Here is a 23,173-nt window from a genome sequence, read left to right as displayed (position 1 = left end):
ACTCTGCGTCGTCAGTGCCATCGCGGTCGAAAAGCCTTTTAGAGCAGGTGGGCTAAAGCCACGGTGATCTGACGGCGCTTACTTATCCGAATGCCCCTGCGCCATGGCGACCACAACTTTGCGCTTGCCGGTAAACGGCGCACGGGAGTGGGCGGTGAGCATGTTGTCGAGCATCAGCACGTCGTTTTCCAGCCATGGGAAGCTGACGGTGCAGGCGTCGAGCACGCCGCGGATTTCGTCCAGCAGGCTTTCTTCGATAGGCGAGCCGTCGCCGTAATAGACGTTGCGCGGCAGGTCTTCTTCGTCCACTACATCCAGCAGGGTTTCGCGCACTTCCGGTTGCAGGTTGGAGATATGGAACAGGTGCGCCTGGTTGAACCAGACCGTGTCCTGCGTTACCGGATGGCGAGAAACGGCCTGGCAGATCTGCCGGGTGCGCAGCTCGCCGTCGTCTTTCCATTCGCATTCGATGTTGTGTGCCCGGCAATAGGCCGCGACCACGCTTTCGTCTTCGGTGTTGAACACCTGACTCCACTCCACATCGAGCCCGTTGCCGTAGTTGCGCACGTACATCAGCTTCTTGTCGATAAAGCGATCACGGATGCGCGCCGGAATGCGCCGGTAGATTTCCCGACTGTCGGCAATCGGCGTTTCGCCACCGGTCTGCGCCGCAATCATGCTGTAGAACCAGATCTTCATCGGCCAATCCAGCGTGTAGGCCTGCTCGTTGTGCAGCGGAATGCTCTGATGCGCCGGGTATTCGGTCGAGGTATAAACCCCCTTGGTCACGTTGCTGCGCGGCGTGGAGCCAAACTCGTAATTGAGCAGCGGATCACCGAAACCCGCCGCGAATTCACGAAACGCTTCCGCGCCACCGACTTCGAAGCCGCGAAACAGAATGCCGCCCGCGCTGTACAGGTGCTCAGCCACCAGCGGCTTGAGCTCGCCCAGCGCGTCCATCAAGTCCAGACCTGGCTCGGGCGCCTGCACCACCATGGGCAAACTGCCCGCCCCTGCCAGCAGCGGCCGGATATCCAAACTCAACGCATGACTCATGATGTCTCTCCCTTGGTGGCAAAAGCGCCCGAACCCCTGCGGCCTGGCGCAACACCCATGTGCAGATTGAACGTACTTCCCGGCTGGAAAATTAGCCGCCTCGCGTCATTTCAAGCCCGCTGCGCCTGACGTTCGATGCCTCTGAAACAATTTTTTTCATTTAAACGCAAAATATTCCTACAGGAATCCGGTTCTCATTCGTCTTTAACTGAATGCGGGGTTTTATCGCCCGCGCAGCACATAGACACAGCGCACAGAGCGCCAGCCTGGCTGACGCTCAATACCGTGAATCGAGATTGCTTATCCATGTCGAAGAAGTCCCGCTCAAAAATCTGGTTTCTCGTCCACAGCTGGCTTGCCCTGCCCATCTGGTTCTTCGTGCTGATCGTCTGCGTGACCGGCACGCTGGCGGTGGTCAGCAAGGAAATCATGTGGCTGGCCAACCCGGAGATGCGCGACAACCGCCCCTCCGACGATGCGCAACGGATGAATTTCGAACAGATTCGCGCCACCATCGAACGCAACGAACCTGACCTGATCGTCGGCACGATCATGCAACCCGACGGCGACTATTTCGCCCTGAGTGTGTTCGTCACTTACCCGGACGGCCGCTCGGTCCCGGCATACGTCAACCCTTACACCGGGGTGATTCAGGGCCTCACGCCATCGTTCGATTTCCGCCGTTTCACCCGCGCCCTGCACGGCTGGTGGCTGGTGCCGTTCACCAATGGTTACTCGTGGGGCTGGTACCTGGTGTCGATTCTCGGTCTACCGCTGCTGGCTTCACTGGTGACCGGGCTGGTGGTCTACAAGAAATTCTGGCGCGGTTTCTTCAAGCCCTTGCGTTTCAGCCAGGGCCCACGGATCTTCTGGGGCGATCTGCATCGGCTCAGTGGCGTGTGGTCGATCTGGTTCATCGCAGTGATTTCCATCACCGGCACCTGGTTTCTGATTCAGGCGGTTCTTGGCGATAACCAGATCAGTATTTCCAGCAAATCCCAGGTTGCCTCGATCATCCCGCACAACGCCGTGCCGCTGACTGCCGACGGCAGCCCTGCGCCGACCATCAGCCTGGCGAAGGCCGTGGAAATCGCCAAAGAACGGATTCCGGGTCTTGAGGCCAGCTTCATCACGCCGCCGTTCAATGCCTACAGCAACATGCAGGTGGGCGGGCGCAGCTGGTATCCGTTGATGTTCCAGACCGCTGAAATCAACCCGTACAGCGGTGAAATAGCCGCTTCGCACCTGTTGTCGGACCGCAACAAGCTGGAGTTCGTCACCGAATCCATGCGCCCGCTGCACACCGGTGACTTTGGCGGTATCTGGATCAAGCTGATCTGGGCGTTCTTCGGCCTGCTGCTAAGCATGATGGTGCTCAGCGGTCTGTTGATCTGGAGCAAGCGCACTGCGATAGCAACGATCAATGCACTCAAGCGTGAAGCCAGAGCCAGGCCTGCCGCATACACCCCGGAGATAAACACCTCGCCGCTGACGGCCCGCACCCCGGAGAACAGCCTGTGAGCAAGGTCGCTGTCGCACCACCTGTTTCGTCGCTCAGCCGCTTCTGGCACAAGTGGCGCTTTCATATCAACGTGCTGCTGGTGCTGATCCCGCTGGGTTTCATGCCCAAGTACTTCTCCGACGTCTCGCTGGATCGCGGCGATCAGGGCCTTGGCCAGCGCGAGGTCGGCGAGATTCAGGTCGGCCCGTGGAGCCTGCGCCTGGCAGAAGACCGCAGCGAAGCCCCGCGCCTGTCCGGCCCGTCGGGCTACATGAAAAGCTTCAATGCCGCGTTGTGCAGCGCCTGCATCGACCGCGTCAAGGCCACTTACCTGCGCATCGGCAAACCGCGCAGCCTGCGCACTGCCGGGGTGATTTTCTTCGGCGGCGGCTACCGCATGAGTGCGTTCATGCAGATTCCGGAAACCACCAGCCCCGATTCCGACCTGTGGATCACCATGGAAGGCTGGGACGGCGCCGTGCATCAGACTTCCATTCCTCTGCAACAGGCTTCGCCGACTACGGTCGCGTGGCTGAAGAAACAAGGAGCCAAACCATGAGTGCCCGCCCCTCCCTGCGCTGGCTGACGGCCAGCGCCCTGTGCCTGCTCGGCTTGAGCGGCAACGCTCTGGCGCACAACCCGATGTGCGAATGCAAACAGATCGATAACGAACAGATCCGCTGCACCGGCGGTTTTTCCGACGGCAGCGGCGCGCCGGGGGTGACCCTCGACGTGATCGGCTACGACGAAACCATTCTGGTACCCGGCAAGCTCGGTGAGGACTCGACCGTGACCTTCAAGCGCCCGGCTTCGGAGTTCTACGTGCTGTTCGACGCCGGTCCCGGGCATGTGGTGGAAATCGATCAGGCGGATATCCCGATCCCATGAGTGCGCCGACCCGACACATCATCCGTCCGGCAGGTGCCGGGCATGAAACCCTGTACGTTCTGCTGCTGTGCCTGCTGATCCTGGCCGCTGCGGCAAGCGTGGTCAGCCTGCACCGGGACAAGCAGGACGTGCAGAGCGTTGCCAGCCATCAGCTAGATGCACGCCGCGACCTGACCGCTGCCGAACAGGGCATCTACGCCGACCTGCGCGTGACGCTGGACGAAATCCGCCTGCTGGCAGCCGAGCAGCAAACGCCGATCACCCCACAGCAACTGGGCGAAGAAGGCTTCGCGCCGTTCGCCAAGGACGCCAGTTCGGTCAGCCGGGGCGGTCATGCCTGGCAAATGGTCGGTCAGTCCTATCTGGGCCTGAGCCAGACGCCGAGCGTGGCCGGGTCGTTTCTGATGCGTGTCGATTCGGGCGAGCAGCCCGACATCTGGATCAACCGCAGCGCCTCGATAACCTCTGTCAGCGACCTCGGCGACAAGGCCCTGATCGATGCAGGCTGGAAACAGGTCATCGCGCAATTCGATGCTGGCGTGACCCGTCAGCACCCGCACTGAAACTTCGCATTCCTTTGAAAGAAGACCGCTTGCCCATGCCTATTTCATTCAAACGTCGCCCTTTTCTTCGCGTTCTGCTGGTGAGCCTGTTTGCCGCCGTGCTCGCGCCCTCCAGCTACGCCGCCGACCCGGCCAAACGCCTGCGTATCGGCATCACCCTGCACCCGTATTACAGCTACGTGAGCAACATTGTCGGTGACAAAGCCGAGGTGGTGCCGCTGATCCCGGCCGGTTTCAACCCGCATGCCTACGAGCCTCGCGCCGAAGACATCAAGCGCATCGGCTCGCTGGACGTGATCGTGCTCAATGGCGTGGGTCATGACGATTTTGCCGACCGCATGATCGCAGCCAGTGAAACGCCGAACATCAAAACCATCGAAGCCAACGCCGACGTGCCGTTGCTGGCCGCCACCGGGGTAGCGGCGCGCGGCGCGGGCAAAGTGGTCAACCCGCACACGTTCCTGTCGATCAGTGCGTCTATCGCCCAGGTCAACAACATTGCCCGCGAGCTGGGCAAGCTGGACCCGGATAACGCAAAAACCTACACCACCAATGCCCGCGCCTACGGCAAGCGCCTGCGGCAGATGCGCGCCGACGCTCTGGCCAAGCTGACCAAAGCACCCAACGCCGACCTGCGCGTGGCCACAGTACATGCCGCCTACGACTACCTGCTGCGCGAATTCGGCCTGGAAGTGACTGCGGTGGTCGAGCCAGCACATGGCATCGAGCCCAGTCCGAGCCAGTTGAAAAAAACCATCGACCAACTGCGCGAACTGGACGTGAAGGTGATCTTCTCGGAGATGGACTTCCCGTCCACCTACGTCGACACCATCCAGCGCGAATCCGGGGTCAAGCTCTACCCCCTGTCGCACATTTCCTATGGCGAATACACCGCCGACAAGTACGAGAAGGAAATGGCCGGTAACCTCGACACGGTGGTGCGGGCCATTCAGGAGTCCGGCGCATGACGGCTGCACAGCACCTCGACATCATCCGCCAGGGGCCAGGCATCGAATTCAACCAGGTGAGCCTGACCCTCGGGCGCACCACGATTCTCGATCAGGTTCATTTCAATGTGCGCGCCGGCAGCGTCCACGCGCTGGTCGGGCCGAACGGCGGCGGCAAAAGCTCGCTGATCAAGACACTGCTCGGCCAGACCCCGCATCAGGGTCAACTGAGCCTGCAATGGCCGGCCGCACCGGGCCTGATCGGCTATGTGCCGCAGGCGTTGGAGTTCGACCGGGGGCTGCCCATGACCGTGGACGATTTCATGGCGGCCATGTGTCAGCGACGTCCGGCGTTTCTCGGCCTGTCGAAGCACTATGCGGCGGCGATTGGCGAGGCGCTGGAACGGGTCGGCATGCAGGACAAGCGCAAACGGCGCATGGGCGCGTTGTCCGGCGGCGAACGGCAGCGCGTGCTGCTTGCACAAGGGCTGATCCCTGCGCCGCAATTGCTGGTGCTGGATGAACCGATGTCGGCGCTCGACGAAGCGGGTATTCAAGTGTTCGAGCGCTTGCTCGGTGACTGGCGGCGCAGCGGGATCACGGTGCTGTGGATCGAGCACGATCTGGATGCCGTGCGGCGGCTGGCTGATCAGGTGACCGGGCTCAATCGGCGGGTATTGTTCGACGAGCCCGCCGCCACGGCCCTGACGCCGGAGCGCCTGCTGAAGCTGTTTTCTGCTCACCCTCGCACTGCGGATGTCGTTAACGGGAGCGCTGCGTGATGGATTACGAAACGTTTCGCCTGTTCATTCAGGGCCTGGCGTCGTCCGGTTATCTGCCGGAAGCGCTGGCCTATGGCTTTGTGGTCAATGCCCTGCTGGCCGGACTGTTGATCGGCCCGGTGCTGGGCGGCCTGGGCACGCTGGTGGTGGTCAAGCGCTTTGCGTTTTTCTCCGAAGCAGTGGGCCATGCGGCACTGACCGGCGTGGCCATCGGCATCCTGCTCGGCGAACCCTACACCGGCCCGTATGGTGCCCTGTTCGGTTACTGCCTGCTGTTCGGTATCGTCCTCAATTACCTGCGCAACCGCACCGGGCTGGCACCGGACACGCTGATCGGGGTGTTCCTCTCTGTGTCGCTGGCACTGGGCGCGAGCCTGCTGCTGGTGCTGGCCGGCAAGATCAACGTGCACATTCTGGAAAACGTGCTGTTCGGCTCGGTGCTGACGGTCAACGGCAATGACCTGCTGGTGCTGCTGATCGTCGGTTCGCTGGTCATGGGCCTGAGCCTGCCGCTGTATAACCGCATCATGCTGGCCAGTTTCAACCCGCAACTGGCCGCCGTGCGTGGCGTGGCGGTGAAGACCCTGGATTACCTGTTCGTGATTCTGGTGACGTTGATCACCGTCGCTGCGGTGAAAGTCATCGGCGCGATTCTGGTCGGGGCGCTGCTGGTGATTCCGGCGGCAGCAGCGCGGCTATTGAGCCAGTCGCTGAAAGGCTTCTTCTGGATCTCGGTGGCCATCGCGACCATCAGCACCCTGTGCGGCATTCTGCTGCCTATCGTCTTCGACCTGCCGGTGCCGTCCGGCGCGGCAATCATTCTGGTGGCGGGCATCGCTTTCGCCCTGGCTGCCATCGCTCGCGGCACGCTGCCGGGCCTGAAAGGGAATATTGGATAAATGCTTACGTTACGCACATTGACCCTGGCGCTGGCCATGACTGGCCTGTTCGGCAACAGCCTGTATGCAACTGAAGCCAAAACCGACAGCCCGCAGCCAGTGCGAGTACTGGCCAGCCTGCCGATTACCTACGGGCTGGGCGAGATGTTGCTCAAGGACAGCGGTGTGGTGCTGGAGCGCGCAGCGGCTGCCAACCTGCCGGGCTCACGTCAGACCGCGTACTTCACCGGGCGTGGTGCGGATGCCTTGCGCGGGCTGGCGAACAACGCCGACGCGGTGATCGGCTTGCGTTCGATCTGGGCCGATGACCCGCTTTACCCGAACGCCCGGCGCAGCAACATCCGCATTGTCGAGATTGATGCGGCACGGCCGGTGGACGGCAGTTTGCCGGGGATCGCCGTGCAGCCGGGTCAAGGCACTGACGGGCTGAACAGCCAGCCGTGGCTGGCGAGCAATAACATGGGGCGTATGGCGGACGTGCTGGCGGCGGATCTGGTGCGCCTGGCACCGGCCGCCAAGCCGAAGATCGAGGCCAATCTGGCGGCGTTCAAGCAGCAGTTGCTCAAGCTCAGCGCCAGCAGTGAAGCGGCGCTGGCCGGTGCTGATAATTTGAGTGTGGTGAGTTTGTCAGATCGCTTTGGCTATTTGATCAGCGGGCTGAATCTGGAGCTGATCGACAGCCAGGTGCTGACCGATGAGCAGTGGACGCCCGAGGCATTGGGCAAGCTGAGCGCCACTCTCAAGGATAACGACGTGGCGCTGGTGCTTGACCACCGTCAACCGCCAGAACCGGTCAAGGCTGCGATCGAGGCGGCGGGCAGCAAGCTGCTGGTGCTGGTGCTGGGAATTGATGGTGCTGATCCGCTGATAGAGTTGCAGGGGGATATTCAGGGGATTATCAAGGTGCTGGCTGGCAAGGGGTAAGGTTATCGTGCCTCACGCTCCAGCGTGGGAATGCAGGTCGCGACGCTCTGCGTCGCAAAGAGGACGCGGAGCGTCCGGAACGGCATGCCGACGCGGAGCGTCGCACGATCGTTGCGCAGAGCATCGGCACGATAGAATGCAGGTCGCGACGCTCCGCGTCGCAAAAAGGACGCGGAGCGTCCGGAACGGCATGCCGACGCGGAGCGTCGCACGATCACTGCGCAGAGCATGGGCACGATAGTTGAGGTTATCGTTCCGCATGCTCCAGCGTGGGAATGCAGGTCGCGACGCTCTGCGTCGCAAAGAGGACGCGAAGCGTCCGGAACGGCATGCCGACGCGGAGCGTCGCACGATCACTGCGTGGAGCATCGGCACGATAGTTGAGGTTATCGTTCCGCACGCTCCAGCGTGGGAATGCAGGTCGCGACGCTCTGCGTCGCAAAGAGGACGCGGAACGTCCGGAACGGCATGCAGACGCGGAGCGTCGCACGATCACTGCGCAGAACATCGGCACGATAGTTGAGGTTATCGTTCCGCACGCTCCAGCGTGGGAATGCAGGTCGCGACGCTCTGCGTCGCAAAGAGGACGCGAAGCGTCCGGAACGGCATGCCGACGCGGAGCGTCGCACGATCACTGCGTGGAGCATGGGCACGATCGTCGGTAACCCTTCAATCAGGCCGTCTGCGCTTCCATCTTCTGGCGCAGGCTCAGGGGGCGCATGTCGGTCCAGACGTCTTCGATGTAAGCCAGGCACTCTTTCTTGAAGCCGCTTTTGCCAACCGTACGCCAGCCGTTGGGAACAGCCTTGTAGTCGGGCCAGATAGAGTACTGTTCTTCGTGGTTGACCACGACTTGGAAGACGATGTCTTCCCGATCGAATACTGAAGTCATTGCTGCTCTCCGTGTGTGTGTGTGTTCAGTGCTGCTGTGCCAATTCACAGCAGCTATAGGGATTGAACGTATCGCTACGTCGAAAAATTAAAGCTGTGCGACGGCGGCATTAAGCGCGCGACCGAAGATTGCGGCCACTTCGTCGATCTGCTCGGCGGTGATCACCAGCGGTGGCAGGAAGCGCACCACGCTACCGTGCCGACCACCGAGTTCCAGGATCAGCCCGCGCTTGAGGCATTCGCGCTGGATCAGCGGGCCCAGACGAGCAAACACGGGTGGATGACCCTGTGCATCCTGCGCGCCAGACGGATCAACCAGTTCGACGCCGAGCATCAATCCGCGACCGCGAATGTCGCCCAGTTGCGGAAAATCGCGTTGCAACGCTTGCAGATGACCGACCAGCCGAGCACCCATGGCCGTCGCGTGCTCGCAGATATTGTGCTCCTGCAGGTAGCGCATGACCGCCGAACCGGTGGCCATTGCCATCTGATTGCCACGGAACGTCCCGGCATGCGCACCCGGCAACCAGGTGTCGAGCCACGAGCGATAGACCACCACCGCCAGCGGCAGGCTGCCACCGATGGCTTTGGACATGACCACGGCGTCGGGGATGATCCCGGCATGCTCGAAGGCGAACATCTTGCCGGTACGGGCAAAGCCGCTCTGCACTTCATCGACGATCAGTGCCACCCCGGCCTTTTCGGTGATCCGGCGCACGCCGCGTAGCCAGTCGAGGTCGGCTGGGATCACCCCGCCCTCGCCCTGCACCACTTCCAGAATGACCGCTGCGGGTAACTGCACGCCCGCTTCCGGGTCATTCAGCAGGTTTTCCAGGTAATGCAGGTTGGCGCGCACGCCCTGTTCACCGCCCAGCCCGAACGGGCAGCGGTAATCGTAGGGATACGGCAGAAACTGCACGCCCGCGCTGAGCAAGGCACCCAGCGGCTTTTTCGGCCCCAGGCTGCCCATCAGGCTCAACGCGCCCTGGCTCATGCCGTGATAGGCACCCTGAAACGACAAAACAGTGCTGCGTCCGGTGGCCGTGCGTACCAGTTTCAACGCAGCTTCCACTGCATCGGTGCCGGTCGGGCCGCAGAACTGAATCTTTGCCTCGCGAGCCAGCGCTGGCGGCAGCAGGCCGAAAAGGTCCTGAACGAACTGGTCTTTCACTGGCGTGGTGAGGTCCAGGGTGTGCAGCGGGAGCTCATCGGCGATCACCTGCTGGATCGCTTCGATGATCACCGGATGGTTATGCCCCAACGCCAGCGTGCCGGCGCCTGCCAGGCAATCGATAAAGCGCCGCCCTTCGACGTCCTCGACGTGAATCCCCTTGGCACGCTTGAGCGCCAGCGGAATGCGCCGAGGATAGCTGCGTGCATTCGATTCCTGACGATTCTGCCGCGCCAGCAAGGGCGATTCGTCGAACTGGTAGAGCGTCTCAGCCGCTGCCGGCGTAATCCGGGTCAACTGATCATCGATAAACCTGGTAGCGACTGACATCTGTGCAACCCTCAATACGCTGCGTGAATGACCTGATGCATGACGGTTGGCCATGCCGGTTCAGGCGTTTATTCCTTCCATTGAAAACGCGCCAGCGGGCTGCGGATTTACACCCGGTAACGAGTTTTTTATCCGCAACGCCAGCGTGCCGACCGGAGGCCGGTCAGAGCCCTTCCAGTTCCGCCATCAAGTCCGTCAGCCGATCAAACTTCTGCTCATCTACCTGCGGCCCGCCAAGGCTTTGCAGATGCTCGGCCAACGCCTGAACGGTGTTGAATTCGAACATTGCCCGCAACGGCACGTTGCGCTGCAACAGCTTCTGCGCGCGAGTCACCACCTGCGTGGCCAGCAGCGAATGGCCGCCCAGCTCGAAGAAGTTATCGGTGATCCCGACGCGCTCGACCTTGAGCACATCGGCCCAGATGCTCGCCAGTTGCTGCTCCATTTCGGTCTGCGGCGCTTGATAATCCTGCTGCGACAGACTGACGTCCGGCGCAGGCAGGGCCTTGCGGTCGAGTTTGCCGTTCGGCGTCAGTGGCATCGCCTCCAGAATCACCAGATGCGCCGGCACCATGTAGTCCGGCAGGCTGGCCTTGAGGTGGCTTTTCAGCGCGTCGCGCAACGCATCGTGATCCTGCGTTGCAGAGCGCGGCACCAGATACGCCGCGAGCACCTTGCCCAGCGGCCCGTCGATGTCCAGCACCACCGATTCGCGGAGGGCAGGATGCTCCAGCAGGCGGGTTTCGATTTCGCCCAGCTCGATGCGATAACCGCGAATCTTCACCTGATGGTCGACCCGGCCGACGTACTCCAGCACGCCGTCCTTACGCCGCTTTGCCAGGTCGCCGGTGCGGTAAAGGCGTTCGCCGGGTGAGCCAAACGGGTTGGGTATGAAGACCGGCACGGTGCGCAATGGATCAGCCACATAACCGCGCCCGACACCCGTTCCAGCGACGCACAACTCGCCGACCGCGCCCAGCGGCACCAGGTCCAGCGCGTCATCGAGCAGGTACAGGCGATTGTTATCGGTCGGCGAACCGATCGGCAGATACGTGCTGCGCGTCGACTCAGCATCGACACGGAAGAACGCCACGTCATCAGAGCACTCAGCCGGACCATAGGCATTCACCAGCCCGATCTGCGGGTAGCGTTGCAGCCACTGGCTGGCCAGCTCCGGCGGCATGGCTTCGCCGGTCGGCAGCATCCAGCGCAGGCTGTCCAGCGTGGCGGACTCTTCGGCGAGCAGGCCGGTAATCAGCGACGGCACGCTTTCCAGCACGCTGATGCGCTGCGCCTGCACATGCGCCAACAGCGCTTGTGGATCGCGGGCGATGTCGTTCGGCACGATAGCCACCTGGGCGCCAAACAGCGGCGCGGCGAGGAACTGCCAGACCGAAATGTCGAAGCTTTGCGAAGCGGTCTGGGCGATCACGTCTGTTTCGCTCAGGCTCAGGTACGGCACCTTGCTCAACTGGTTATTGAGCATGCCGCGCTGTTCGACCATCACGCCCTTCGGCAGCCCGGTGGAGCCTGATGTGAAAATCACATAAGCGAGGTTGTCCGGCGCGCTGTAGCGGCCGGGGTTGTGCTGCGCTGACTCGCTCTGCTGCACGTTTTCCCAGACCAGCAGAAGCGGCCGGCTCACCTCGGGCAGCGCGTCAAGCAACGCCCTGCCCTGCTCCAGACACTGCGCACTGCACACCAGCACCGGCGTGTGGCTCTGGCCGATGATGCCGCTCAGACGCGAGTTCGGCAGCGCCGGGTCCAGTGGCAGGTAACCGGCACCGGCCTTGAAGCTGCCGATGATCATGCCGAGCAGTTCCGGCCCGCGTTCGGCCAGCAACGCCACCGGCTGATCAACACCGACACCGGCGCTGATCAGCGCATGGCCCAGTCGATTGCTGGTGATGTTCAGCTCGGCATAGCTGACCTGACGATCCAGACAGCTGACCGCAATGCGCTGGGGATGCGCCGCGACCTGCGCTTCAAACAGTTCAACGTAGCTCTTATCCAGCGGGTAAGCGTGGTCGCTCTGGTTGCAGCCATCAAGCAGGAAAGTGCGCTCCTGCTCACTGACCAGTGCCAGATCGGCCATGTCGCCATGGAAGCCTTCGATCAGCGCCAGCAGCAGGCGTTTGAATTCGCCAAGCATGTTCTGCACAGTGGATTCGTCGAAATAACGCTGGTCGTAGGACAGGTGCAGGCCGAGGTCGTCGCCCGGATAGCAGACGGCCGTCAGCGGGTAGTTGGTGTGGGTGCGACCGGAATCCGAGGTGGCGTTGAGGCTTTGCGCACGGTCCAGTACCGAGACCTCCACCGGCGCGTTCTCGAACACGAACAGGCTGTCGAACAGCGGCTGGCCCTTGGGCAGCTCGCTGTTTTCCTGAATGGTCACCAGCGGCAAGTATTCGTACTCGCGCAGTTGCATGTTGCTGTCCAGTAGCTGACTCAGCCACTGGCGCACGCTGCAGCGCTGCCCGTCACCGGGCATGCCGACCCGCAGCGCGATGGTGTTGATGAACAGCCCGACGGTGCGCTGCATCTGCGGCAGCTCAACCGGCCGGCCGGCCACGGTGACGCCGAACACCACGTCGCGATCACCGCTCATGCGCCGCAGGGTCAAGGCCCACGCCGCCTGAGCGAAGGTATTGACCGTCAGTTGATGCTGCTGGGCCAGTTCGCGCAGCTGTGCGCCGTCGCGTTCATCAAGGCGGGTGTAGCAGTCACCCACCACCATGCCGCCGCTGTCACCCGCATGTTCGCGCAGGAACGGACGGTCGCTGGTGATCGGCGTCGGCCGTTCGAAGCCACGCAGGTTGTGCTGCCACCAGTCACGCGCCTGCGCCAGACCCCGGCGTTGCAGCCAGCCGATGTAATCGCGATAACGCGGCGCAGGCGTCAATTGCGCGTCACGGCCTTCGCCCAGCGCGGTGTAGATGTCGAAGAAGTCATTCATCAGCAACGAGCGGCACCAGGCATCGATCAGGATGTGGTGGTTGCTCATCATGAACCAGTAGCGCGCCTCATCGACGCGGATCAGGCGCAGGTGGAACGGCGGCTGCTTGAGCAGATCGAAACCGGTCTCGCGCTCGGCCTTGAGCAGGGCCTGCAAGCGCGGTTCCTGCTGGTCTGACGGCACGTCACGCCAGTCCAGATAATCAATCGGTGTGCTGCCCGGTTTGTGGATGACCTGCAGCATGCTTTCGCCGATGTCCCAGCAAAACGAGGCACGCAGCGCTTCGTGACGGGCGATGACCGCTTGCCAGGCCTGGGCGAAACGCTGCGGGTCCAGCGCGCTGTTGATGCGGTAACGGTCTTGCATGTAATACAGGCCGGTGCCCGGTTCCAGCAGGGTGTGCAGCAGCATGCCCTCCTGCATCGGGGTCAGCGGGTAGACGTCCTCGATGTGGTTTGCCGGGACCGGCAGCGCGTCCAGTTGCGCCTGATCCAGATCGGCCAGCGGGAAATCGGAAGGCGTCAGGCCGCCGCTGCCATCGCTCAGGCAATGGGCAATCAGCGCCTGCAACTGGGTCAGGTAATCCTGCGCCAGCGCTTCGATAGCGGCGGGTTGGTAGCGCTCAGCGCTGAAGGTCCAGCGCAGCAGCAGTTCGCCGCCGTACACCTGACTGTCGATGCTCAGCTCGTTGGGCAACGGCGCATGCGGATCGTGAGCGGCACCCGCCGACTCTTCCAGTGGATGGAACAGCGCATCGCTGGCGAAGCTCTGGTCGAACTGGCCGAGGTAATTGAAGGTAATCGGTGCGACCGGCAGCGCCTGCATGGCAGCTTTGCTGGCACTGTCGGACAGGTAGCGCAGCACGCCATAGCCCAGCCCCTTGTGCGGCACTTTGCGCAATTGCTCCTTGATGGCCTTGATCGAGTCCCCCGGTGCCGCGTCGGCAGCCAGCGCTGGAGTCAGGCGCAGCGGATAGGCGCTGGTGAACCAGCCCACGGTGCGGGTCAGGTCGATGTCGTCAAACAGGTTTTCGCGGCCGTGACCTTCCAGCTGAATCAGGGTCGAAGGCTGCCCGCTCCAGCGGCAGACCACTTGCGCCAAGGCGGTCAGCAGCAGGTCGTTGACTTGGGTCCGGTAGGCGCTGGGGGCCTGTTGCAGCAGTTGCCGGGTGCGCTCGGCATCCAGCCGCACGCTGACGGTTTGCGCGTGGCGATTCTGCTGGCCGCCCTGCGGGTTATGGCACGGCAACTGCGCCGCAGGACCGCCCAGCTGGCGTTTCCATACGCGCAGTTCTTCACGTAACGACTCGTTGCCCGCATAAGCCTGCAAGCGCGCGGCCCAGTCGCGCAAGGCGCTGGTCTTGGCCGCAAGGCGCACGGGCGCGGCTTCGCTTGATTGACGATAAGCCGTTTGCAGATCGTCGAGCAGCACACGCCACGAAACGCCGTCGACCACCAGATGGTGAATGACCATCAGTAACCGTTGCTGGCCCTGCGGCCCGTCGACCAGCAAGGCGCGCAGCAGCGGCCCGTTTTGCAGATCGAGGCTGCGCTGGGTGTCGGCGTACAGAGCCGCGCATTCGTCCAGGTCCGCGACCCGCGCCTGAATCAACAGGGTTTCTGCGGTGACCGCGCGGTGTTCGGCCTGCCACTTGCCGTCGTGTTCGGTGAAGCTCAGGCGCAGGGCGTCGTGCTGTTCCAGTACCGCGCGCAATGCCTGCTCCAGAACACGCGGATCGAGCGCGCTGACCGGCTCCAAAACCAGCGACTGGTTCCAGTGCTGACGCTGCGGGATCGGCGTGGCGAAGAACCAGTGCTGAATCGGCGTCAGCGCAGACACACCTTCAAGCGGCCCCTGCTCGGCGTGAATCAGTTCGCGAGTGGTCGCGACGGCCGCGAGGGTTTGCACAGTCTGATGCTGGAACAGGTCACGCGGGCTGAAATGGATACCCGCCTGCCGTGCCCGGCTGACCACCTGAATCGACAGGATCGAATCGCCACCCAGCTCGAAGAAATTGTCATTACGGCCGACTTTCTCCACGTTCAGCGCCGCACACCAGATCGCCGCCAGTTGCTGCTCCAGCTCGCTGGCGGGCGCGATGTAGTGCTGACGATTGAGTTCCGGGTCCGGCGCAGGCAAAGCGCGACGATCAAGCTTGCCATTAGCGGTCAGCGGCATGCTGGCAAGCAGAATCAAGTGCGTCGGCACCATGTAATCCGGCAGTTGCGCCTTGAGGTGCGCCTTCAGCGATTCACGCAGTTGCGCCTGTTGCTCATCGTCCTGCCCGGCCACATCGCTGACCAGATAGCCTGCCAGTTGCTTGCCCGACGGCGTCTCCAGCGCCAGCACCACGGCTTCGCGGATCGCCTGGTGCTCCAGCAAACGGGTTTCGATTTCACCCAGTTCGATGCGGAAACCGCGAATTTTGACCTGATGGTCGATACGCCCCAGGTATTCCACCAGGCCGTCGGCACGCTGGCGCACCAGATCGCCGGTGCGGTACAGACGCCCGCCGTTGCTGGCGAACGGATCGGCCACGAAACGCTCGGCAGTCATGCCGGGGCGCTGATGATAGCCCTGCGCCAGACCGGCACCGCCGACGTACAACTCGCCACTGGCACCCTGCGGCACCAGCGCCAGATCAGCATCGAGAATATAAGCAACGCGCGCGCCGACCACACGACCAATCGGCACACTGGCTTCGCCCTCCTCGAGATGTTGCGGGGCCAGGCTGGCCAGCGGCATGACCACGGTTTCGGTCGGGCCGTAGGCATTGAACAACAGCTCGGGCTGGAACACCGCACGGATACGCTGCAAGTGTTCGCCAGTCAGCGCTTCGCCGCCGGTGATGCACATGCGCACCGGCAAGGTCTGGCCCTGAGTCGCCAGCCACTGCGCCAACTGGCTGCCGTAGCTGGGCGTGAAACCGAGAATATTGACCTGCTGCTCGCGAATCAGCGTGCAGATTTCTTCGGCGTCCCACTGGCCCTGGGCGCGCAACACCACGCGCGCGCCGCTGAGCAACGGCACCAGCAGACGTTCGGTGGCGGCGTCGAAGTTGATCGAATAAAAGTGCAGCTCGCAGTCGTCAGGCCGCATGTCGAAACGTCGGATCACCGCCTGACAGTGCATGGCGATTTCGCCATGGGACACCACCACACCCTTGGGCTTGCCGGTCGAGCCGGAGGTGTAAATCAGATACGCCTGATGCTGCGGCAAGCTGATAAACGGCAGTTCGTCGCACGAGAAAGACGCCAGCAACGACTGATCGTCTTCCAGGCACCAACGGGCAACACCGGCAGGCAACTCGCCCAGCGCTGCAAACAGCGCACGGTCACTCAGCAGCAGGCCGACGCCGCTGTCTTCGATCATGTAATGCAGGCGTTCCAGCGGGTATTCCGGGTCCAGCGGCACGTAGGCGCCACCGGCCTTGAGGATCGCCAGCAGGCCGACCACCATGTCCAGCGAGCGCGGCAGCGCCAGGCCGACACGCACCTGCGGGCCGACACCGCGCTCGCGCAACATCCACGCCAGTTGGTTAGCGCGGGCGTCCAGCTCGGCGTAGCTCAGGGTTTCGCCGGCAAAGGTCAGAGCAGGTGCCTCTGCTCGCCGCCGGGCCTGCTCGGCGAACAGGCTATGAATACACTGATCGAGACGTTGCTCGCCAGCTTCAGCGCCGAGGCTGTCGAGCAATTGCTGACGCTCGGCCTCCTGCAGCAACGGCAGTTCGCTCAGGCGCTGCTGCGGATCGACGAGCAGCGCTTGCAGCAGGTTCAGCCAGTGCCCGGCCATCTGCGCGATACGCGGTTCGTCGAACAGATCAGTGCTGTAGGTCAGGCAGCAACCCAGACGATGATCCAGCTCGGTGACCTCCAGGTTGAGGTCGAACTTGGTGGCACGCGCATCGTTGACCAGATAGTCGACGGTCATGCCCGCCAGCTCGCGGCTTTGCTGGAACTCCCAGCGCTGCACGTTGCACATCACCTGGAACAGCGGGTTGTAGGCGGCGCTGCGTGGCGGTTGCAGAGCTTCGACCAGATGATCGAACGGCAAGTCCTGATGCGACTGGCCTTCGATGACGGTGTGGCGCACCTGTTCGAACAGCTGTGCGACGCTCATCTGCCCATCGAGCTGCACGCGCAGCACCTGGGTATTGAGGAACGCGCCGATCAGCCCTTCGCTTTCCGGACGAATCCGGTTGGCCACCGGTGCGCCGATGCGCAGGTCATTCTGGCCGCTGTAACGGTAGAGCAAGACTGCCAGCGTGGCGGTCATGGTCATGAACAGGGTCAGGCCATTACGCGCATTGAAAGCGCGTACTTTAGCGGCCAGCTCGGGACTCAGATCGAAGCGGTACAGCTCGCCTTGATGGCTTTGCACGGGCGGACGCGGGCGGTCGCCGGGCAGTTCCAGCAGCGGGTGTTCGTTGCCCAGTTGTGCGGTCCAGTAATCCAGTTGGCGCTGACGCTCGCCCGCCTCCATCCACTGACGCTGCCAGACGCTGTAATCGAGGTATTGCACCGCCAGCGGTTCCAGCGGCGACGTTTTACCTTCGAGAAACGCTTCGTAGAGCAGGCCCAGTTCGCGGGCGAAAATATCCATCGCCCAGCCTTCGGTGACGATGTGGTGCAGAGTCAGGACGAAGTAATGCTCCAGCTCGGCGGCCCTGACCAGACAGGCGCGCAGCAAGGGCCCGGTTTCCAGGTCGAACGGTTGATGCGCCTCGCTGTCGGCCAGCGCCTGAAGGCGCTGCTGACGGACGTCAACAGGCAGCGCTGAATAGTCCTGCCATTGCACACTCAGGCCGGTCTGTTCGGAGACTTTCTGACAGGCCACGCCGTTGACGCTCGGAAAGGTGGTGCGCAAGGTTTCGTGACGCATGATCAAGGCTTGCAGCGCGGCCTCGAAACACTGGATATCGAACACGCCGTTCAGGCGCGCCATGCCGCCGACGTTGTAGGCCGGGCTGTCCGGCTCCATCTGCCAAAGGAACCACATGCGCTGCTGCGAATAGGATAACGGCACCGGCTGGCTGCGGTCGACACGGGCAATCGGTTGCAGGCTGCTGCGTGCGCCTGACTGCTGAAGGGTGTGCACCTGTTCGGCAAACGCACCCAGCTCGCTGGCTTCGAACAGCGCCCGCAACGGCAGGTCGATGTCGCACGCCTGACGCACGCGGGAAATGATCTGCGTGGCCAGCAGCGAGTGCCCGCCCAGTTCGAAGAAATCATCGCGCAAGCCGACACGCGGCACGCCCAGCACCTGTCGCCAGACAGCGGCGATCTGTTTTTGCAGATCCGTATGCGGCTCGACGTGCTCGCGGGTCTGCCACTGCGGCTCGGGCAAGGCGCGCCGATCCAGCTTTCCGCTCGGGCTCAGCGGCATGCTGTCGAGGCGCACCAGCTGCGCCGGGACCATGTAGTCCGGTAGCTCCAGGGCCAGTGCCGACTTGATCCGCTCGGCCTGAACGTCCTGCCCGACTTCAGCGGTGTAGTAACCGATCAGTTGCGGGCCGGCAGCCGTTTCGCGTACCAGCACGGCAGCATGGCCTACACCCTGCTGGGCCAGCAATCGGGCTTCGATCTCCTGTGGTTCGACGCGGAAACCGCGCAGTTTGACCTGCTGGTCCAGGCGGCCGAGGTATTCCAGCGCGCCATCGGAGGTCCAGCGTACCAAGTCCCCGGTGCGATACAGGCGCTCACCCGGTTGCCCCAGCGGATCGGCGATGAAGCGCTCGGCGGTCAGGCCCGGACGGTTCAGGTAGCCACGCGCCAGACCGACGCCGCCGATGCACAGCTCGCCGGCAACCCCGCGGGGCAGCGGATTGAGTTCGCTGTCCAGCACCCGGCACAGCACGTTGCCCAGCGGACGCCCGATTGGCGAACGCAGACCATCGGCAAGCTGGCACTGCCAGTGGGTCACGTTGATCGCGGTTTCAGTCGGGCCATAGCGGTTGTGCAGTTGCACGTTCGGCAGTTGCTCCAGCACCCGGTTACGCAACTCGCTCGGCAGCGCTTCGCCACCGGAGAACAGACGACGCAGGCTGCTGCAATGTTGCGTCAGTGGCTCGTCGATGAACAGTTGCAGCAGTGGCGGCACGAAATGCAGCGTGGTCACCCCGTATTCGTTGACCAGTTGGGCGATGCGGTGCGGGTCGCGGTGTTCGCCGGCGCCGGCCAGCAGCAGACGGCTGCCGGTGATCAGCGGCCAGAAACATTCCCACACCGACACATCGAAACTGATCGGGGCCTTTTGCATCAGCACATCGCTTTCGTCCAGCGCATAGGTGGCCTGCATCCATTGCAGGCGCTCGGCCAGCGCCGCGTGGGTGTTGCCGACGCCTTTGGGCTGGCCGGTCGAGCCAGAGGTGTAAATTACGTAGGCCAGATTGTCGCCGTGCAGGTGCAGGCCCGGCGCGCTGATTGGCCAGTTGTCCAGGTGCAGCGTGTCCATGGCCAGCGTGCAGACGCCCTCGGCGCTCGGCAGGTCGCCGAGCAAATGGCTCTGGGTCAGCAGCAACTCGACACCGCTGTCTTGCAGCATGTAGGCCAGCCGATCAGTCGGGTAATCCGGGTCCAGCGGCACGTAGGCGCCACCGGCCTTGAGGATCGCCAGCAGACCGATCAACAGTTGCGGCGAACGCTCGGCGGCAATCGCTACTTTGATGTCCGGGCCGACACCCTTGTCCCGCAGATAATGCGCCAGACGGTTGGCCTGCGCATGCAGGCTGGCGAAATCGAGGCTGCCACCCTCCCACACCAGCGCAATGCGTTCCGGGGTCTGTAGCGCCTGATGTTCCAGCCGTTCAGGCAGCCAGCGTTGTGCAGGCGTGCAGGCTGCGGCGCTCCACTGTGTCTGTTCGGCCAGCTCGTCCGCGTTGAGCAATTGCACATCGCCTAGCGCGACCTGCGCCTGCTGGCTGACCTGGGTCAGCAACTGCACATAGTGCTGGGCCATACGCACGATGGTGTCGCGCTCGAACAACTCGTCGGCGTAGTCGAAGGACAGATTGAGACGACCGTTACGGTCTTCTTCGCTGTGCAATTGCAGGTCGAACTTGGCCTCGCGGCTGTGCCACGGGAGTTCTTCGGCGAGCAGCCCCGGCAAACGGCGCAAGGCGCCGAGGTCGCGTTGCTGATGGTTGAACATGACTTGAAACAAGCCATGTTCACGAGCTTGCGGGAAGGCTTCGACCAGTTGTTCGAACGGCACGTCCTGATGCGCCTGGGCGTCCAGTGCGGCCTGACGGGTCTGGGCCAGCAGCGTCGAAAACGGCAGGCGCGGGTCCAGTTGCGCACGCAGCACCAGGGTGTTGATGAAGAAGCCGATGAGGCTTTGGGTTTCAAGGCGCGGACGGTTGGCACCGGGCACGCCGATGCGAATGTCGGTCTGCCCGCTGTAGCGATGCAACAGGGTCTGAAAGCCGGCCAGCAACAGCATGAACGGTGTCGATTGCCAGGCTTGCGCAGTGTTGCGCAGGGCGGCACTCAGCTCGGCGCTCAGGCGCAGGCTATAGCGCGAGGCGCTGTGCTGACGGCGTAGCGAGCGCGGGTGGTCGGTGTTCAGCGTCAGGGTCGGTTGCTCGTCGCCCAACTGTTGCTTCCAGTAGTCGAGCTGGCGCTCGGCCTCACCCCGCGCCAGCCATTCGCGCTGCCACTGGCCGTAGTCAGCGTAACGCAGTGGCAAAGGCGCCAGTTCCATGCTCTGGCCCTGAACGGCCGCCGCATACAGGCGCGAGAACTCGTCGATCAGCACATTCAGCGACCAGCCATCGGCAATGATGTGGTGCAGCGTGACCAGCAACTGGTGCTCTTCTTCGTCCAGTTGCAGCAGCGTAACGCGCAGCAACGGGCCGTTTTGCAGATCGAACGGCAGGCGCGCCTGCTCTTCTCGAATCGCCAGCGCACGCGCTTGGCGTTCATCGCCTGAAAGGTCGCTGATGTCGATGCGGTGCAACTGAAACTCGCCGGGCGCATCGATGCGTTGCAGGGCCACGCCGTCCTGCTCGTAGAAACGCGTGCGCAGCGATTCATGGCGCTCGATCAGGCACTGGAAGCTGCTGAGCAATGCGTCGACATGCAGCTCGCCACGCAGGTGCAGCCCGCCGGGAATGTTGTAGGCGCTGCTGGTCGGGTCCAGTTGCCAGAGGAACCACAAGCGGTTCTGCGCCAGCGATTGCGGCAGATGCTCGTTGCCCGGAAGACGGACGATAGCGTTCTGCGTCGGGTTGTCACCTTGCTCTGCGGCGATCTGCAGCGCTTCGATCCGGGCAGCAAAGGCTGACAGCGTCGGCGCTTCAAACAGCAGGCGCAGGTTCAGGTCGATGCCCAGCGTCTCGCGCAACCTCGCGACGACCTGAGTCGCAACAATCGAGTTGCCGCCCAGCAGGAAGAAATGGTCGTCGGCGCTGACCTGCTCGCACTGCAACTGCTCGCACCAGACGCTGGCGATCTGCGCTTGCAGGTCCGAACCTGTGCTTCGAGGGCTGTTTTGAAGAGCGGTATCAGTCGCAGGAAACACCGCGTAGCTGTCGAGACTGCCATCGGCCAGACGGGTACGGCAGGCCGAGCGCTGCAATTTGCCGCTGGAGGTCTTCGGTAATGCGCCCGGATTAAGCAGCACCACAACGCTCGGCGCTTCCTGAAAGGCCTCGGCCACGGTTTGCCGGATGACCTTGATCAGCGCTTCGGGCGGGAGGGTTTTCTGCACACTGCGACTGATTTCGGCGGCAATGCCGATGCCTTCGCAGGCATCCTGATTGACGGCGAACGCTGCAACCCGGCCTTTGCGCACCACGTCGACTTCGCGCTCGATAACCTTTTCGATGTCTTGCGGGTACAGGTTGTGCCCGCGCACGATGAGCATGTCTTTCAAACGCCCGGTGATGTACAGCTCGCCGTGGCGCTGAAACCCCAGATCGCCAGTGCGCAGCCAGGTCTGGCCGTCATGCTGGACGAAGGTGTTGGCGGTGGCTTGCGGGTTGCGCCAGTAACCGTGGGCGATGCTCGGCCCGCTGGCCCAGACTTCGCCAATGCTGTTTTCGTCCAGTACCTGCAGCGTGACGGGATCGGCGATCAACACACCATGCCCCGGCTGGCCGCTGCCGCAGCTCATGACCGGCTGCCCGTCACCCAGCTCTGCGACATTGCGCGACAGGGCCTGCGCATTCAGGCGCAGCGAAGGAATGCCCTTGCCGCGCTTGCCCCCGGCCACATACAGCGTCGCTTCGGCCAGCCCGTAAGATGCCATGAAGCTGTCGGGCGTGAAGCCGCAGCTGGCGAATTTCTCGGCAAACGCATTCAGGCTGTCTTCACGGATCGGCTCGGAGCCGGAATACGCCACGCGCCAACGGCTCAGGTCCAGCCGCTCCAGTGCCGAATCACTGACCCGTGCGCTGCACAATTGGTAGGCGAAGTCTGGCCCGCCGCTGATGGTGCCGCCGTATTCGCTGATCGCTTCCAGCCAGCGCAACGGGCGCGTGAGGAAGTAGGCAGGCGCCATCAGGATGCACGGCACCCCGCTGAAAATCGGCTGTAACAAGCCGCCGATCAGGCCCATGTCGTGGTACAGCGGCAGCCAACTGACGATCACGTCGTGCGGGTTGACGTCGATGCCGAAGCCGTGGCGGATCAACAGCTCATTGGCGACCAGATTGCCATGACTGACCTGCACGCCCTTGGGCAAAGCCGTCGAACCCGAGGTGTACTGCAGGAAAGCGATATCGTCGGCTTGCAGGTGCGGCTCTTGCCAGCCCTCCGCCGACGCGCTGTCCAGCGTATCGACACAGAGCAGTGGCGGCGCAGCGGCAGCGGCCAGCTCATCCATCTGCAGCAAGGCAGGCTGCACATCGGAGCCGGTCAGCACCAGCCGTGGCTCGGCATCGGCAATGATCGACAGCAGCCGTTCCTGATGATGACGGCGATTGGATTCCGGCGGGTAGGCCGGCACCGCAATGACCCCGGCATACAGGCAGCCGAAAAATGCGGCAACGTAATCAGGCCCGCTGTGGAACAGCAGAATCGCCCGATCCCCCGGCACGGTCTGACCTTGCAGCGCGGCGGCGATGGTCCGTGCACGCAGGTCCAGATCACGGTAGGTCAACACCAGCCCCTGACTGTTCTCGTCGGTGAGGAAACGCAGGGCCAGCCGATCCGGCGTTTGCGCGGCGCGACGCTGAAGGGCCTGGGCCAGGGTGTCGGGGAGTTCAAACGCATCCATGATGGGGTTCCTGCTAGATTCGGCGTGCCAGATAGGATCTGAATTTC

General features: G+C 63.0%; 12 protein-coding genes. 8 read left to right on the top strand and 4 right to left on the bottom strand.

Annotated features, from left to right (window positions below; translation table 11 throughout):
• Window positions 1–78: 78 nt before the first annotated feature.
• Complete coding sequence (locus tag I9H07_RS08400) at window positions 79–1,056, bottom strand: TauD/TfdA family dioxygenase (RefSeq protein ID WP_236426028.1); 978 nt, start codon at window positions 1,054–1,056, stop codon at window positions 79–81.
• A 306-nt stretch (window positions 1,057–1,362) separates the two neighbouring features.
• Between I9H07_RS08400 and I9H07_RS08395 the strand changes: the two genes are divergently transcribed.
• The 8 genes from I9H07_RS08395 to I9H07_RS08360 are packed head-to-tail and all read left to right on the top strand — an operon-like array spanning window position 1,363 to window position 7,560.
• Entirely contained in the window at window positions 1,363–2,577 is a 1,215-nt protein-coding gene (locus tag I9H07_RS08395) for a PepSY-associated TM helix domain-containing protein (RefSeq protein ID WP_236425706.1), read from the top strand.
• Window positions 2,574–3,116 (top strand): hypothetical protein, encoded by a 543-nt coding sequence (locus I9H07_RS08390; protein WP_024643513.1) that lies wholly within the window; start codon window positions 2,574–2,576, stop codon window positions 3,114–3,116. The genes I9H07_RS08395 and I9H07_RS08390 overlap by 4 nt, the downstream gene beginning before the upstream one ends.
• Complete coding sequence (locus I9H07_RS08385; protein ID WP_058390943.1) at window positions 3,113–3,445, top strand: hypothetical protein; 333 nt, start codon at window positions 3,113–3,115, stop codon at window positions 3,443–3,445. Before I9H07_RS08390 ends, I9H07_RS08385 begins: the two co-directional genes overlap by 4 nt.
• Window positions 3,442–4,008, top strand: a complete 567-nt coding sequence (locus tag I9H07_RS08380) for a DUF6162 family protein (protein ID WP_058390942.1) — start codon at window positions 3,442–3,444, stop codon at window positions 4,006–4,008. Before I9H07_RS08385 ends, I9H07_RS08380 begins: the two co-directional genes overlap by 4 nt.
• Window positions 4,009–4,043: 35 nt before the next feature.
• Window positions 4,044–4,976 (top strand): metal ABC transporter substrate-binding protein, encoded by a 933-nt coding sequence (locus I9H07_RS08375; RefSeq protein ID WP_024643510.1) that lies wholly within the window; start codon window positions 4,044–4,046, stop codon window positions 4,974–4,976.
• A complete protein-coding gene (locus tag I9H07_RS08370) occupies window positions 4,973–5,737 on the top strand; it encodes a metal ABC transporter ATP-binding protein (RefSeq protein WP_236425708.1) in 765 nt (254 codons plus the stop codon). Before I9H07_RS08375 ends, I9H07_RS08370 begins: the two co-directional genes overlap by 4 nt.
• Window positions 5,737–6,636 (top strand): metal ABC transporter permease, encoded by a 900-nt coding sequence (locus I9H07_RS08365; protein ID WP_024672837.1) that lies wholly within the window; start codon window positions 5,737–5,739, stop codon window positions 6,634–6,636. The genes I9H07_RS08370 and I9H07_RS08365 overlap by 1 nt, the downstream gene beginning before the upstream one ends.
• Entirely contained in the window at window positions 6,637–7,560 is a 924-nt protein-coding gene (locus I9H07_RS08360; protein ID WP_236425709.1) for a metal ABC transporter substrate-binding protein, read from the top strand.
• Between the two features lie 673 nt (window positions 7,561–8,233).
• Here I9H07_RS08360 and I9H07_RS08355 read toward each other — a convergent pair.
• From I9H07_RS08355 to I9H07_RS08345, 3 genes are all read right to left on the bottom strand, one after another.
• Entirely contained in the window at window positions 8,234–8,452 is a 219-nt protein-coding gene (locus I9H07_RS08355) for an MbtH family protein (RefSeq protein ID WP_024644006.1), read from the bottom strand.
• A gap of 87 nt (window positions 8,453–8,539) precedes the next feature.
• Window positions 8,540–9,952 (bottom strand): aspartate aminotransferase family protein, encoded by a 1,413-nt coding sequence (locus I9H07_RS08350; RefSeq protein ID WP_236425090.1) that lies wholly within the window; start codon window positions 9,950–9,952, stop codon window positions 8,540–8,542.
• 163 nt (window positions 9,953–10,115) lie between these two features.
• The gene (locus tag I9H07_RS08345) at window positions 10,116–23,126 is read right to left on the bottom strand and encodes a non-ribosomal peptide synthetase (protein ID WP_268946408.1); all 13,011 of its coding nucleotides are present in this window, start codon (window positions 23,124–23,126) and stop codon (window positions 10,116–10,118) included.
• Window positions 23,127–23,173: the final 47 nt, after the last annotated feature.

It is taken from the genome of Pseudomonas syringae (assembly GCF_023278085.1).
In the GTDB taxonomy this organism is placed as follows: Bacteria; Pseudomonadota; Gammaproteobacteria; order Pseudomonadales; family Pseudomonadaceae; genus Aquipseudomonas; species Aquipseudomonas syringae_Q.
Note: the sequence above shows the minus strand (reverse complement) of the source record. Positions and strands in the feature narration are given on the sequence as shown.

What these genes read in the sequence shown, in the direction of transcription:
- I9H07_RS08400 (WP_236426028.1), bottom strand. Translation starts at nt 1,056, where the DNA reads ATGAGTCATGCGTTGAGTTTGGATATCCGGCCGCTGCTGGCAGGGGCG.
- I9H07_RS08395 (WP_236425706.1), top strand. Translation starts at nt 1,363, where the DNA reads ATGTCGAAGAAGTCCCGCTCAAAAATCTGGTTTCTCGTCCACAGCTGG.
- I9H07_RS08385 (WP_058390943.1), top strand. Translation starts at nt 3,113, where the DNA reads ATGAGTGCCCGCCCCTCCCTGCGCTGGCTGACGGCCAGCGCCCTGTGC.
- I9H07_RS08380 (WP_058390942.1), top strand. Translation starts at nt 3,442, where the DNA reads ATGAGTGCGCCGACCCGACACATCATCCGTCCGGCAGGTGCCGGGCAT.
- I9H07_RS08375 (WP_024643510.1), top strand. Translation starts at nt 4,044, where the DNA reads ATGCCTATTTCATTCAAACGTCGCCCTTTTCTTCGCGTTCTGCTGGTG.
- I9H07_RS08370 (WP_236425708.1), top strand. Translation starts at nt 4,973, where the DNA reads ATGACGGCTGCACAGCACCTCGACATCATCCGCCAGGGGCCAGGCATC.
- I9H07_RS08365 (WP_024672837.1), top strand. Translation starts at nt 5,737, where the DNA reads ATGGATTACGAAACGTTTCGCCTGTTCATTCAGGGCCTGGCGTCGTCC.
- I9H07_RS08360 (WP_236425709.1), top strand. Translation starts at nt 6,637, where the DNA reads ATGCTTACGTTACGCACATTGACCCTGGCGCTGGCCATGACTGGCCTG.
- I9H07_RS08355 (WP_024644006.1), bottom strand. Translation starts at nt 8,452, where the DNA reads ATGACTTCAGTATTCGATCGGGAAGACATCGTCTTCCAAGTCGTGGTC.
- I9H07_RS08350 (WP_236425090.1), bottom strand. Translation starts at nt 9,952, where the DNA reads ATGTCAGTCGCTACCAGGTTTATCGATGATCAGTTGACCCGGATTACG.
- I9H07_RS08345 (WP_268946408.1), bottom strand. Translation starts at nt 23,126, where the DNA reads ATGGATGCGTTTGAACTCCCCGACACCCTGGCCCAGGCCCTTCAGCGT.